The 12968-nt window shown below is 41.6% G+C and carries 15 protein-coding genes; 6 read left to right on the top strand and 9 right to left on the bottom strand.

What is annotated here, in order from left to right; genetic code table 11:
• Positions 1–58 precede the first annotated feature (58 nt).
• Positions 59–736 carry an AlkZ-related protein gene (locus B4U37_RS01165; protein ID WP_088016732.1) on the bottom strand — a complete coding sequence of 226 codons (678 nt, stop codon included), beginning with the start codon at positions 734–736 and terminating at the stop codon, positions 59–61.
• Between the two features lie 211 nt (positions 737–947).
• Between B4U37_RS01165 and B4U37_RS01160 the strand changes: the two genes are divergently transcribed.
• From B4U37_RS01160 to B4U37_RS01150, 3 genes are read left to right on the top strand one after another with little or no spacing between them, the layout of a single operon-like run.
• Complete coding sequence (locus tag B4U37_RS01160) at positions 948–1280, top strand: PadR family transcriptional regulator (protein WP_088016731.1); 333 nt, start codon at positions 948–950, stop codon at positions 1278–1280.
• Positions 1277–1957 (top strand): DUF1129 family protein, encoded by a 681-nt coding sequence (locus B4U37_RS01155; protein WP_088016730.1) that lies wholly within the window; start codon positions 1277–1279, stop codon positions 1955–1957. The genes B4U37_RS01160 and B4U37_RS01155 overlap by 4 nt, the downstream gene beginning before the upstream one ends.
• An 18-nt stretch (positions 1958–1975) precedes the next feature.
• Positions 1976–2737 (top strand): HAAS domain-containing protein, encoded by a 762-nt coding sequence (locus tag B4U37_RS01150; RefSeq protein WP_088016729.1) that lies wholly within the window; start codon positions 1976–1978, stop codon positions 2735–2737.
• A gap of 41 nt (positions 2738–2778) precedes the next feature.
• On the opposite strand, the gene B4U37_RS01145 is transcribed toward B4U37_RS01150, so the two are convergent.
• The 4 genes from B4U37_RS01145 to B4U37_RS01130 form a co-directional block, all read right to left on the bottom strand.
• Positions 2779–3228, bottom strand: a complete 450-nt coding sequence (locus tag B4U37_RS01145) for an SRPBCC family protein (RefSeq protein ID WP_088016728.1) — start codon at positions 3226–3228, stop codon at positions 2779–2781.
• A complete protein-coding gene (locus B4U37_RS01140) occupies positions 3228–3569 on the bottom strand; it encodes a MerR family transcriptional regulator (protein ID WP_088016727.1) in 342 nt (113 codons plus the stop codon). The genes B4U37_RS01145 and B4U37_RS01140 overlap by 1 nt, the downstream gene beginning before the upstream one ends.
• Before the next feature lie 448 nt (positions 3570–4017).
• Positions 4018–4428 carry a hypothetical protein gene (locus B4U37_RS01135; RefSeq protein ID WP_088016726.1) on the bottom strand — a complete coding sequence of 137 codons (411 nt, stop codon included), beginning with the start codon at positions 4426–4428 and terminating at the stop codon, positions 4018–4020.
• A gap of 122 nt (positions 4429–4550) precedes the next feature.
• Complete coding sequence (locus tag B4U37_RS01130) at positions 4551–5717, bottom strand: FtsW/RodA/SpoVE family cell cycle protein (protein WP_198317062.1); 1167 nt, start codon at positions 5715–5717, stop codon at positions 4551–4553.
• A 205-nt stretch (positions 5718–5922) separates the two neighbouring features.
• On the opposite strand from B4U37_RS01130, the gene B4U37_RS01125 reads away from it, so the two are divergent.
• Positions 5923–7152, top strand: coding sequence for a hemolysin family protein (locus tag B4U37_RS01125; RefSeq protein WP_010195032.1), 1230 nt, complete (start codon positions 5923–5925; stop codon positions 7150–7152).
• Between the two features lie 52 nt (positions 7153–7204).
• Here the strand turns inward: B4U37_RS01125 and B4U37_RS01120 are convergent, their stop codons facing one another.
• Both B4U37_RS01120 and B4U37_RS01115 read right to left on the bottom strand, forming a co-directional pair.
• Positions 7205–8533, bottom strand: a complete 1329-nt coding sequence (locus B4U37_RS01120) for a hemolysin family protein (RefSeq protein ID WP_034774788.1) — start codon at positions 8531–8533, stop codon at positions 7205–7207.
• Positions 8534–8970: 437 nt separating this feature from the next.
• The gene (locus B4U37_RS01115) at positions 8971–9738 is read right to left on the bottom strand and encodes a MerR family transcriptional regulator (protein ID WP_088016725.1); all 768 of its coding nucleotides are present in this window, start codon (positions 9736–9738) and stop codon (positions 8971–8973) included.
• 263 nt (positions 9739–10001) lie between these two features.
• On the opposite strand from B4U37_RS01115, the gene B4U37_RS01110 reads away from it, so the two are divergent.
• The gene (locus tag B4U37_RS01110; protein ID WP_088016724.1) at positions 10002–11564 is read left to right on the top strand and encodes a glycoside hydrolase family 10-like protein; all 1563 of its coding nucleotides are present in this window, start codon (positions 10002–10004) and stop codon (positions 11562–11564) included.
• A 63-nt stretch (positions 11565–11627) separates the two neighbouring features.
• Here B4U37_RS01110 and B4U37_RS01105 read toward each other — a convergent pair whose 3' ends face one another.
• Positions 11628–11942 carry a YbjQ family protein gene (locus tag B4U37_RS01105; protein ID WP_010195027.1) on the bottom strand — a complete coding sequence of 105 codons (315 nt, stop codon included), beginning with the start codon at positions 11940–11942 and terminating at the stop codon, positions 11628–11630.
• Positions 11923–12129 (bottom strand): hypothetical protein, encoded by a 207-nt coding sequence (locus B4U37_RS01100; RefSeq protein ID WP_010195025.1) that lies wholly within the window; start codon positions 12127–12129, stop codon positions 11923–11925. Before B4U37_RS01100 ends, B4U37_RS01105 begins: the two co-directional genes overlap by 20 nt.
• A gap of 148 nt (positions 12130–12277) precedes the next feature.
• On the opposite strand from B4U37_RS01100, the gene B4U37_RS01095 reads away from it, so the two are divergent.
• Complete coding sequence (locus B4U37_RS01095) at positions 12278–12940, top strand: spore coat protein (RefSeq protein ID WP_010195024.1); 663 nt, start codon at positions 12278–12280, stop codon at positions 12938–12940.
• The last annotated feature ends 28 nt before the right edge of the window (positions 12941–12968 follow it).

Raw genomic sequence — 12968 nt, 5'->3', positions numbered from 1 at the left:
TATGTGAATTCTTGTTGTTCCATGAATTGCACTTTTCTCATTTTGAACAAACGTTTGACTAAAAAACTCTCTTCAACTTCTTCATCGTCGCTTCTGATGTAAAACTTTCAAAATGATTCATCAGCTTTTCGGTTGCCTCTTCCTTTTTCAATTCCGGCACTTCTATATAATTTCTATCACACCAATGCTTCATCGTTTCATAAGACGTACTGCTCCACCCATTCTTTTCGCCATTTTCGTCCTGCTTTTCTTTTGTCCCCGATACCACAATATCAAGACTCCCTTGCAGCTCCAGTAATGCCTGGTCAAAGGCTTTCTTCTTTTCTTTTTCCTTCATTCCAGCTTTTGCTCGCAGTACTCTCGTATCAATTCCTTGGTTCTCCGAAATGAGGCTGAAAAGGGACAAAGCTTCACGGGACACTTCTCCTTTTTCGTATCGCTTCTCCACGGTTTCTGTACTTGCAAGTGCAACAAGCATCAGTGGAAGTAAATCCTTTGAGATGAACATCGCTTTTTTCTTAATGAACTTTCCATAAACCGCCACTCCATCTGCAGCAAAAAGCGTCCTCCAAATCCACGGATCTTTCTCTGTGTCAGAATGCCATGCCTCTTTCGGCGTCATGCCTCCAAGCGATGGGTAATCCTCGAATAACGGCGCAAGCGGAAGCAAGCCCACTTCTTTAATCACTGCAACGGCCTCTTCATATGTATGGATGGTGCTAGTTTGTGTAGTCATTGTAATCCTCTCCTTATGTTTTAGAAATTCTACATCCACCGCAGAGAGTCCTTTAAAATTTTTCCAATTATACCTTGCAATACAAGATAGCTGTGCATATAATAAGAGTATCATGTAATACAAGATAGCCGCAGCACTTCGACTAAGTAACTTGTTATACAAGATACCGGAGCCGAAAATACTTTTTACCACAACCAAAGTAGGTGAACACATGGCAGCAAGAAGCCAGTTATTGAAAGGAATCCTCGATGCCTGCGTGATGGCAATTGTCGAGGAGAAAGCAGTCTATGGGTACGAACTTTCCCAACAGCTGCAAAAAGTCGGATTACCGGACATCAGTGAAGGCACCATCTATCCGGTTCTGCTCCGACTTCAAAAAAACGGATTCATCATAGGGGAGATGCGACCTTCCGCATCCGGGCCAAACCGAAAATACTATTTTCTAACCGTTGCCGGAAAAGAAGAACTTGAACGAATTTCAAGCGAATGGATGCTGATCGCTGGTCCAGTAAGTCAATTATTGCAAAGAGGGGAAAACGGATGAGAGACACAAAGAAATTAATTGAAGAGAACAATGAAAAACGGAAGCTGTTGAGTGATGATAATTTGAAATTGTATGAGGATTTACTCTTATATATCCGTACGGATTTAAGAGTGGCGGAACATGAAAGCGAGGAATTACTGATGGACCTCCTCGACCATATGTTAGAAGCACAACATGAAGGGCGATCAGGAACAGAGCTGCTAGGGTCAGACCCCAAAGCATATGCAGATGAACTGATTGAAGGGCTTCCTAAAGATAAAAAGCGGGATGTGATTCCTTTCATAAGCACCCAGGTCAGTAATTCTTTAGGTTGGTTCGCTCTCGTGCTTTCCATTGTTCACTTGATCATGCCTTTTTTTACTGAGATAAAAGCACCTTCTCCTATAGGGAATTTAATAGTATTAGCTTTGGCTGTTCTAGGTGTGTCCGCTCTAGGAGTGAAAGTAATCTTCACCTTAGTTCGTTCGAGCCTTTTCAGTGAAAAGAAATCAGCTAAACGCGCCTATCTAAAAGCTGGCCTTTTTGGTGGAGGTTCCTTCGCGCTGATTTTATTGTTCTCCTGGCTTGTTCCTGATTTCGGCCCAAGAATTTTGATAGAATGGTGGATTTACCTGATTATCGCGCTCATTCTTCTTGGCACAGGGAAATTAATTCAGCGCGCATACCACACCCATTAACCGAAAGGAGCAAACCAAATGAACCAATTACCTTTATCTAAAAAGAGCCAAACATTCATAGAAAATTTACGAATCTACCTATTTTCATGCGGCAAAAAGACAAATGAAATTGATGAGATAACGGATGAGCTAGAAGTGCATTTATACGAAGCGGAAAAAGAGAATAAGAGTGTCGAGCATATCATCGGAAGCTCCCCGAAAGAATACATGGAGCAGATCTCCGGCGAAATGTCTTTTGATGTACGCGGCTGGGCTAAATATGTTCCCATCATTATACTTGGGGCATTCTCAGGCATCGTTCTGAAAGACATCGTCTTTGGCGGATTTCAATATTCGCTGGTGGAGCTGATTGGTTACCCTCTAGTTTGTATCATCTTAATCCTTGCCTACATGGGGACCTTCAGGCATATCGCCAGTCATACTTTTTCCAAGTCAAAGGAGTTCTTTTTCTTTGGTTTGGTGAGCTTTCTATCGATGGCCATGTTCCTTGGATTAATGTTCCTTCCAAATTATATCGAGTCACCGATCATTATGCTCGGTTATTACGGCAACCTGATTGTCGCAAGTATGGCCATCTCGTTTTTAATTGGGATTTCAATTTGGAGTAAGACGATTGTTTCCATTGTGCTTCCTATCTTCTACATTGTACCGGAATACTTGGTAGCCCTTACCGACCTATCGGCAGAAAACCAGTTATTGAGCAGCAGTCTTATCATGTATGCATTAATCGGGGCTTATTTATTATTCGAGCTTAAGAGGACATCCACCTCTGCAAAATAAAAACTGGGAGCTGCGCGTTTTTTATCACGTCAGCTCCCATTCTATTTCATCGATTCTGCTTCGACACGGTCCATATACTCCTGCACAACTTTATTATTGCTCTTCTCACTGCCAAGCTTCAACATCGCCCGCCCCACAAAGTTGACACCTTTGTTATGGCCTGCATAAATGAAGCGTGTATGCGTCTCATCCACCTTTTCCAGCGTAAAAGACAAATTGATTTCAAATGCCTTTCCGAGTACAAAAGCTATTTGTTTATGTTTCCTATCGGGCTTGTCCTCATAAGCAAGCGTCTCCACGATATACGTTTCCACCCGCTTGCCTTCTCGATATGTTTGCTGGTGTTTTGCACCTACCTCTGTTTCTGTTTTTTCTATTAAGGTATGTTCTTCCACTTTCGGCATGGTTCTTTTGATATGTTTGTCGAGGAAGAGTTCCCACACTTTTTCAATAGGAACAGGTATCACACGTTCTTCTTGCCATTGAATCATTATTTTGTCTCCTTCCCTGACGCCAAGAAGGCATCTATTTCTTCTGTTTTTTGTTGCAACTCTTCTATTTGGAGGCGGATCGTTTCTTTCTTTTGAATGAGTAAATCTTCAAGGTGTTCGAACGATTCATCTTCCATCACCGAAATCATCTCCTGAATGGTGAACCCAAAGCTCCTCAGTTTCACTAAAAGTATGGCCAGAAAATAACTGCCATCATCATAATATCGGTAGTTGTTATTCGGATCGATATAAGCGGGCTCGATCAGCTTCACTTCCGCATAATAGCGCAGAGTCTCCTTGCTGAGCCCGGTCATCTCGGAAAATTCACTGACTTTGTACATTTCTTGCCCTCCTTTGTTTAGTTTAAACTGTGTGGTGCACCACATGGTCAATGGGGAATTTTAAATTTGTGTGTTTTGAGATAGTTTTGCGCTAAAAACAGGCAAAGTAATACGTTTTAATGCAGTTCCAAAAGCGTTCGGTCATTTTGTTCGTTGTTTCGGACACTTTCCCCCCTTATTCGTAAGGGGTTCGGTCAATTGAGGGTATCCCTTCGGACAACTTTTTGCTACCTTTGGACACCTCAAAATTTCGTTCGGACAACTAAGGGAAATCTTCGGTCACTTTCGCCAAAACTTCGGTCAACTTTGGAAAATCTTCGGTCAAAATCCGGAAATCTTCGGACATTTGATCCTTACGCCAACCCAGACCCCAAAACCATAAAAATTAAACCCACTTTTTAAAAAAACACCCAAGTGCAGCAACTAGCGCCTCCTTAGGTGTTCATCATTATTCCTTGCCTACCAACTCGACTAAGGTATACTCCTCAGTATCTAAATCATATTCAAAAGAAATCGTATACTCTTTTCCAACCTCAAACTGGCCACAGAATGCTTCTGCATCCTCTTTGTTCTCCGCTTCATAATGATAAGTCAGCCCATTATAATCTGTTTCGGTAACTGAACAACGATAAGCACCGTTCTCCGCTTCTGTCACGGCCACACTCTCCACCGTAATTTGATCCTCACCGGATGCTGAGGGGAAATACGTATACATCACAAACGTCGTAATGAGCAATATTGTACCAACAACAAGCGAAATGCGCCCTTTTTTCTTTTCCGATCTCACAAGTGTCGTGAACACACCGAATCCGATCAGACCAAAGCTAATCGCAAATAAAATTAAACCTAAGATATACATCTCTAAACCCCCGTTTCTATTCTCTACTTCCCATTATATATCAGACAACCCATATCATTCATACTTTTTCAAGGAGTTCAAAAATCCCCTACCACTCCAAGCGGTAAGGGATCAAAAACCTATCATTCAAAAAAATACTTCCTAGTCCTCATCTGCACGTTCAAAACAATCCCAACTGCGATCATATAGGTCAGAAGCGAACTCCCTCCGTAGCTGAAAAACGGCAGCGGGATACCTGTAATAGGAAGCAGTCCAATTGTCATCCCAATATTTTGGAACACTTGGAAAGTCAGCATGCCGATAACTCCTGCGCAAAGGTAAGTACCGTACGTATCATGGCATTCCATAGCGATGAAGGTGATTTTATAGATTAAGAAAAAGAATAACGAGATGACAACCGTCGCCCCCATGAAACCGAACTGGCTGGCAATGGCCGCAAAGATAAAGTCTGTGTGTGCTTCAGGCAGGTAGACATTCATCTCACCGTAGCCTGAACCTGTGTATTCCCCAGAACCGATGGCAAGCAAGGATCTTACCAGTTGGAAGCCTTGTACATCCTGGTATTCATAGGGATTCAACCAGCCGTAGAAACGGTCCAGTTGATATTCCGGGATTAGATACGTATGGAAAAATGTTGGGTGTGCAATGAAAATATATAAGAACAATGCAATGAATCCTAACGCTGCACCGACTAGTGATAGGATAATGCTCCATTTGATACCTGAAACGAGGATCATGGCTGCGATAATCGCACAGTATACCATGGTTGTCCCCATATCCGGCTGTTTCGCTACTAGAAATAATGGAATACTGGAGGCGGCGATTATTTTTCCAAGAAGCAAATAACTGTCGCGCAATGTCGCTACTTCATATTGGGCGCGGTGGTCGGCAATAATTTTACTTAACACTAATATGATGGAAATCTTCATTAATTCTGAAGGTTGGATATTACCAAGGCCAGGCAATGTGTACCAACTTGTTGCCCCTTTTATCGTGCTGACAAGAGAAGATGGAACGTTAAACTCCAGCCCGAGTAACAGAACGACTCCCATGCCGTATGTAATCCAAGCCAAGTTTCGGAAGTAGTCAAAATGTATCAGCAATGATATGCCGATACCAATCGCTCCGACAACGAACCACATTAGCTGTTTTTGCATAAAGTTTATGTTCTGCAATACTGGCGGCAGGGTAGGTTCTACACTCTTTAACGCAAAAAGGCTTGCAACTACCATAATCCCCATAAGAAAAATCAGTGTGGTATCCAACTGAGGTTTATAGTCTTTTTCCACTGTTTTCTCTCCTATCTCTACTTATACTTTTTCTTTTAAGGTTGTTTATATTATTATTTAAGTTAATGATATGTTTAATAATAGAATAACCTATAAAGCATATTAGAGAAAAACATAAAGGTCAATCCATAAAATTATGGATAATGCATGTGAAGGTGGAAAAAGGGGAAATTAGAACTAACTTATTTTAGGAGGACTACATACTTTGTTTATTGCATTAGCTTTTTTCCTGTTTATGTCTTTTTTCTTATCTGGAAGTGAAACAGCCCTGACAGCTGTTAACAGGATGAAAATCCAAATTAGAGCAGAAAACGGGGATGTTGCTGCCCAGAAACTAATGAAACTGATTGAACGCCCTGATCAGTTTATTACAGCTATTCTTATTGGAAATAACATCGCTAATATTATGTTACCAACGCTTGTGACACTTATCGCAATTGATTACGATTGGAGTGTAGGAGTCGCTACGGCTGTATTAACTGTTGTACTTATCATTTGCGCAGAGGTGGTGCCTAAGTCCATTGCCGCTACTTTTGCTAATAAAGTGGCTTTCATTGTTGCACCTGTCATTTCCATTCTACTTTTTGTCTTAAAGCCCCTGATCTTTTTGCTTTCTATCCTGACTAATTTCATCATCCGCCTTCTTTCTAGAGGAATGGTCCAAGAGGCGACTCTTTCCAAGGAAGAGCTTAGAACGATGGTGGATATCGGCCGCACGGAGGGTACCTTTTACGAAGAAGAATCGCAGCATATTCTCGGTGCCATTGATTTTTATACCAAGGATGTCCGTGATGCGTTGAAGACACCGCGAATTGAGATTCACGGGTTGCCTTGTGATATTACTTTTGAAGACGCGAGAAGCTTTGTAATGGATAGCAGTTATACCCGTTATCCTGTCTATAAAGATAATATGGATAACATCATCGGTGTGTTTCATGCTAAATTTTTGTTGAATTGGTCTTTAAGACCGGAATTAGAAATTAAGGACTTTATGGACACAAGTCCACTGTTTGTAGCTGAATCCACTTCCATCGAAAAAGTATTTAAGATGATGCTCAAAGAGAAAAAACATATGGCGATTGTTATTGATGAGTACGGTGGGACGACAGGGCTTATCAGCCATGAGGATATTATTGAAGCGATGATTGGGCAGGAAATTGAGGATGAGACGGATGAGTCCGGGGAAATTCTTATTGAAGAATTGACAGACACTCAAATTATCTGTCATGGAAAAATTGCCATCCGACGTTTTAATGAAGTGTTTAAAACAAAGGTCCCCGAAGAAGAGGACACGGTTGCAGGGTTTCTTTTCAAAGAGCTTGGACATATTCCAACTGAGGGCGAATCTCTTGAATACCATCACCTTCACTTTGACATATTGAAGATGGAGGACAATGTCATCAAGCAAGTGAAAGTGAAGAAAAAAGCCAATTAAACGTAAAGAGGGTATCGCTCTTCTTCTTGGAAGAGCGACACCCTCTTATTTTTTATGACTGTTGATGCTGATTTGTTAGTGCATGTAGCTGAAGGCCAACTTGCTTTACCTGGTGATTTTCCATTTCAAGTACAGTCCAAATGTTCTCACCATGTTTAATATGTTGCTCTTCATCGTCTTCCAAGTCCTGCAGCATTACCTGCATCCAGCCACCAATCGTATCAATATCATCTTTTTCATCAAATATTATCCCGAATTGGTGTTCAATATCTGTCAACAAGACAAGACCATTTATATGAAAAAGATCTGTTTCAATTTCTTGAATATCCTCTACTTCATCGGCATCAAATTCATCACGGATTTCTCCCACGATTTCTTCGAGGATATCTTCCATCGTAATGATACCTGCAGTACCACCGTATTCATCAATTACTAATGCAATATGAACTTGTTCTTCCTGCATTTTTAACAATGCGTCTTGCAGGGAGGTCACCTCATGAATTAGTGGAAGCTCGTGTAGGAAGTCTTTCATCTCCCCTGCTCTGCCAGCAGCGAAGTTTGTCAGCATTTCCTTTACGTTCACAAATCCGAGAATATTATCTTTGTCCCCATCCTCTGTAACAGGGTAACGGGTGTATTGGTGTTCATCCAATACGCTGATAATTTCTTCTTTAGACATGCTATTAGATAAAGTGACGATTTGCACACGCGGGATCATGATGTCCCTTGCGACTCTTTCGTCAAAAGTGAATATATTTTCCATGTAGGATAGTTCTGTTTGATTAATTTCTCCACTTTCAAAACTTTGCGTCATAATGATTTTAAGCTCTTCTTCTGAATGGGCCTGCTCATGACTTGCAGGTTGTACACCGAACATGCGAAGCAACACACGCGCTGAACCGTTCAAAGTCCAGATTAACGGGTACATCAGTTTACCGAACCAATATAACGGTCTCGCAATAAGCAATGTCATTTTTTCTGCAAACTGAATCGCAAGCGTCTTTGGTGCTAACTCTCCTACCACTACGTGTAAGAATGTGACTAGCGAGAATGCCACCGCAAACGAAACAACTGTAGAAACAGACGTAGGTACTCCAAAGTTTTCAAATAAAGGATACAGAAGTCTTTCCACAGTCGGTTTTCCTAACCAACCAAGACCTAATGCTGTTACCGTAATACCAAGCTGACACGCGGATAAGTAATAATCCAGATCCGCAATAAGCTTTTTGGCCACGACCGCTGTCTTGTTTCCTTCTGCAATCAATTGATCCACTCGGGACATACGCACCTTTACCACTGCAAACTCCGATCCAACGAAGAACGCTGTTAAACCTATTAACAAAGCCACTAAAAGTAAGTTCATAATTAATATACTGTCAATATCCAATTGTTTCCCTCAAAAAAAGGGATTCACCTCCGAAATTTTCCACTTTTATTTTTTCTACCTTTACCTTTAACTATTCCACCTAATTTTAGATTAGAACTCTCCCCCAGTCTGAATATTAAAAACCCTCCACCAAAAACTGGTAGAGGTTTTATTTGTAAAGTTATTTAACCTATACCTAAGTGGCAAAGGTCTCGCAAACAACATGTTTAATGTTGCCAGTTAAGCCGGTGACTTTAATTGTTGTCACGGATTGACGACATAACTGTCAGCTACTCCCCTTTGGAGTATTATAAGCTCTAAAAATCAGAGCGATAGTTTAAACTCATAAACTATCAAGAAAAATTCTATTATAGTTTTGTTGTAAAGTCAATATTTGTAGATTAGTAGAAAAGTCCCTACTCCCTTTAAAAGGAGTAGGGACTTGGTATACGTTACTGTTTTTGCATTCCTGTGTAGATATAGATGGCATCCCGCAGGAATTCTGCTGTACCAGTTTGTTTTTTATCATAAAAAGCTGTAAATCGCTCGTCATCCACATACATCTGAGCAAGTCCGGCATGCGCTTCCTTGGAATAAGAGTCCCAGTAATAACCTAACCATTGGCGATGCAGGTCAGCGGCTTTTTGTGCAAGCTCTCCTGAAGGGTCACCAGTTTTGAATGCTTCGTTCAAGACGTTCAGCACCTCTTCCCCAAGCTTTTCTCCTTGTTCGTATTGACCCTTGGACATGCCTTTTACTTTAGCGTTGGATTTATCGATCGTCTCGTTGCCGTATTTTCCTCTGATTTCTTCGCCATATTTTTCTTCGTTTTTATCTATCATATTCTGCTTAAATGATTCAAACTTCTCTTTATCACTCATAGTAATACTCCCTTCTTTCGCAGCCAGTGTCCGGTCTACACTTTCAATGAGGCCCTCAAGCCGCTTTTGCTTTGTCAGAAGCTTGTCACGGTGTTCTTTAAGTGCTTCCACTTCATTAAAGGATGGAGCGTTGATGATTTTTTGGATGCTTTCGAGATCCAGTTCGAGCTCGCGGTAAAAGAGGATTTGCTGCAGCATATCCACTTCCGCCTGCCCGTAGATGCGATACCCCGATGCACTTATTCTCGCCGGCTTGAGAATCCCAATCTCATCATAATAACGCAGCGTCCTGCCTGTCACTCCAGCCAATTTTGCTAATTTCTGTACGGTGTATTCCACGATTGATCACCTCCTGACAAATTCAGTGTACACCTTGACGTTGCGTAAAGGTAAATAGGTTTTTTTGAAAAATAGGCCTATATGTTTACTGTTTAAGTTTGAATATTCTGCATTTTAATTCTTTCGTCTTATATCCCCTCACTTTCATTCCTTTTATAATGGAAACAGAAGTAATGTTTCAATTTTTCTGTAATTTATTGAAATTTTATTTCAGTGTTTTGTAAGCGTTTACTATTAAACAAAAAGAAAGCGAGGGGCTACAAATGAAATTTGGACAAGCATGTAAGTACATAATGATTACCGCATTATTATTCTCCTTCACTCTCCCTCTTTTTACAACGAAAGGGAGTGCAGAAATGACTCAGCAGCCAAAGCATGAGATGAGGGCAGCCTGGATTGCCACGGTTCAAAACATTGACATGCAAGCAGGATTGAACGAAGCAGACTATACAGCATGGGTAGAAGAAACGCTTGATTTTCTAAAAGGTAAAAACTTTAATACGATCATTTATCAGGTAAAACCTACAGCAGATGCTTTTTATCCATCTGAAATCGATCCTTGGTCCAAATATGTGACTGGAGGTGCACAAGGAACAGACCCAGGTTATGACCCGCTCCAAATTATGATTGATGAATCTCATGCGCGCGGTATCGAAGTGCACGCTTGGGTTAATCCTTATCGTGTGACGATGCCTTTTGAAACATTAGAAAGCCTTTCTGAGGAAAATGTTGCAAAGGAACATCCTGAATGGGTGGTTAGATACGGTTTTCAATACTACTTGAATCCTGGTATTCAGGAAGTGCAGGATTACCTGCTTTCAACTGTCGAGGAGCTTGTAACGAACTATGACATTGAAGCGGTTCATATGGATGATTACTTCTATCCATATCGCAGGGCTGGAGAGGAATTCCCGGATCAAGCGCAATTTGAAGCAGATCCGCGCGGTTTTGATAATATCGAAGACTGGAGACGCGACAACGTAAACAACCTAGTGTCGGCCATCAATGACACGATCAAAGAAACAAAGAGCTGGGTACAGTTTGGAATCTCCCCATTTGGTGTTTGGAGAAATATCGCAATGGATCCGACAGGAAGCAATACACAAGCCGGCCAAACAAACTATGATGACCTATATGCGGATACAAGACAATGGATCAAAGACGGCAGTATCGACTACATCACACCGCAAATCTACTGGTCCCGCGGTTTTGCAGCAGCCGATTACTCCATCCTGCTTGACTGGTGGAGCAATGAAGTCGAAGAATATGCCCATAACCATCCGGTGAACCTGTATATCGGAACAGCGGACTACAAGGTTGGAGACAATTTTGACCAGAACTGGGATAACCCATACGAGCTTCCTGAACAGATTCTAGACAACCGCAAAGACGAGAATACGCAAGGACAGATGCATTTCTCCCTTAGACAAATTATCAAAAATAACCTTGGCTATGCAGACATATTAACAAACGAAATCTATATAGAGCCTGCACTCGTTCCTGCAACTCCGTGGAACGGCGAAAAGCTTCCACAAAAGCCAAACACGGTGAAAGCAGTTAAAACAGGAGGCAGTATCACCCTAACAATCGATGATAAAAAGCATTCTGACGCAAGGAAATATGTTATCTACCGTTTCGATGGGATGAAAGAAGGAGATTATAACAATCCTGCGAATATTGTGGATGTTGTGTATGCAACAGAAGGTGTTACCACTTATATTGACAGCACCATTGAGGAAGGCAAACGCTATACGTATGGCGTAACCTCCGTTTCCAATACTGGAGTAGAAAGTAAGGATGCAAAGATTGTGAAGGTTGTAAAATAAAGACACCTCTGAAAAAAGCGCTTGGCGGGCTACATTGCTAACCAAGCGCTTTCTCTTTTCTTATTAGTCCACCGTTACCGCCGTCCCATAAGCAATAATCTCGGATGCATTTGTCATGACGCTCGAGGTTTCCAAACGTACACAAATAATAGCATTCGCCCCTTTGCTCTTTGCATCCTCCACCATCCGGCCGATTGCTTTTTGACGAGCCTCCTGCATCATTTCCGAGTATTCCTTGATTTCACCCCCGACAATCGTTTTCAGTCCTGCCAATAGATCCTTCCCAATATGTTTTGATTGCACCGTACTACCTTTCACAAATCCCTTCAGATCCACAATCTTTTTCCCTGGTACCGACTCAGTAGTCACTATAATCATTTTTGTCATCCTCCTCTTTTTCTTTTGCACGCTCTACAATCAGCACAATGAATAGTGCTAGGAGTGCAAGCACATAAAATATGTAAAACATAACTCCTAACCAAATATTAACTATAAGCAGGGCCACACCGACCACTTGCCCGAGGATTACTACAAGCACCAGCACCTTCTTTAGAGTTTCGATCATCCTCATCCCTCCACCACTACTATTCCCCACCCAACAAGAAACTCCTTGTACCATTGACATTATATTTTCCCGCCTCACTTTTCATACATGAATGGGACAAATTTGCTCATTATAAGATAGAATGCCACTTTAAGGAGAGATGAAAAACATGCAAAATCAACCTACCTCACAAGGACAAAATATGAATCAAAATCAGATGCCGCCAACAATGAACATGAACACACAAGGGACACAAGCTACCCCAAATACGAACCACGGCGGGCACGAGCTATTCGATGCACATGAAGTGATTGCCGGCATTATCAGCATGCTCGACCAATACCAAATGTACGAACAGCATATCCAGGATCCTGCGCTAAAAGATATCGTGAAACGCCAAACAACCTTTGTAACCCAGATGTACAACACCATCGTGGAAAGTTTCCGAACTGGTCAGAAGCCATCCGTTTCTACTCAAGTGTATAAAATGACCCAAACACATGACGTAGTATACGGCATCACACCTTCACAACCAAAAAAGCCGAACCAATCCGTCAATGAGCTTGCTGACAAAGGGCTTTCCGCTTATATGCTTGGACAAACAAAGGGGCTTGCGACGCTGCTTGCCATGACTGCGCTCGAAATGACCAATCCGGTCCTTCGTCGCGTCATTGCAGACAGTGTGCCAAACTTCATTGAAATGAGTTACGAGATTTTTCTTTATCAAAATAAACACGGTTACTATCAAGTACCACAGCTCGCTATGCAGGATATGAATGCTATGCTGCAAAGTTATACAACTGTACCGAATCAGGGGAATATGACTCACTAAAAAATAAAGAAGCCAAGGAGGGAAAGTT

Source organism: Sutcliffiella horikoshii, from assembly GCF_002157855.1.
GTDB classification, from domain to species: domain Bacteria; phylum Bacillota; class Bacilli; order Bacillales; family Bacillaceae_I; genus Sutcliffiella_A; species Sutcliffiella_A horikoshii_C.
This window is presented reverse-complemented; position numbering and strand designations above follow the sequence as displayed.

Bases quoted from the DNA above. Each gene is read 5' to 3' on its own strand.
- B4U37_RS01095 (WP_010195024.1), top strand. From the start codon at position 12,278: ATGCAAAATCAACCTACCTCACAAGGACAAAATATGAATCAAAATCAG.
- B4U37_RS01100 (WP_010195025.1), bottom strand. From the start codon at position 12,129: ATGATCGAAACTCTAAAGAAGGTGCTGGTGCTTGTAGTAATCCTCGGG.
- B4U37_RS01160 (WP_088016731.1), top strand. From the start codon at position 948: ATGGCAGCAAGAAGCCAGTTATTGAAAGGAATCCTCGATGCCTGCGTG.
- B4U37_RS01110 (WP_088016724.1), top strand. From the start codon at position 10,002: ATGAAATTTGGACAAGCATGTAAGTACATAATGATTACCGCATTATTA.
- B4U37_RS01150 (WP_088016729.1), top strand. From the start codon at position 1,976: ATGAACCAATTACCTTTATCTAAAAAGAGCCAAACATTCATAGAAAAT.
- B4U37_RS01145 (WP_088016728.1), bottom strand. From the start codon at position 3,228: ATGATTCAATGGCAAGAAGAACGTGTGATACCTGTTCCTATTGAAAAA.
- B4U37_RS01105 (WP_010195027.1), bottom strand. From the start codon at position 11,942: ATGATTATAGTGACTACTGAGTCGGTACCAGGGAAAAAGATTGTGGAT.
- B4U37_RS01140 (WP_088016727.1), bottom strand. From the start codon at position 3,569: ATGTACAAAGTCAGTGAATTTTCCGAGATGACCGGGCTCAGCAAGGAG.
- B4U37_RS01135 (WP_088016726.1), bottom strand. From the start codon at position 4,428: ATGTATATCTTAGGTTTAATTTTATTTGCGATTAGCTTTGGTCTGATC.
- B4U37_RS01165 (WP_088016732.1), bottom strand. From the start codon at position 736: ATGACTACACAAACTAGCACCATCCATACATATGAAGAGGCCGTTGCA.
- B4U37_RS01155 (WP_088016730.1), top strand. From the start codon at position 1,277: ATGAGAGACACAAAGAAATTAATTGAAGAGAACAATGAAAAACGGAAG.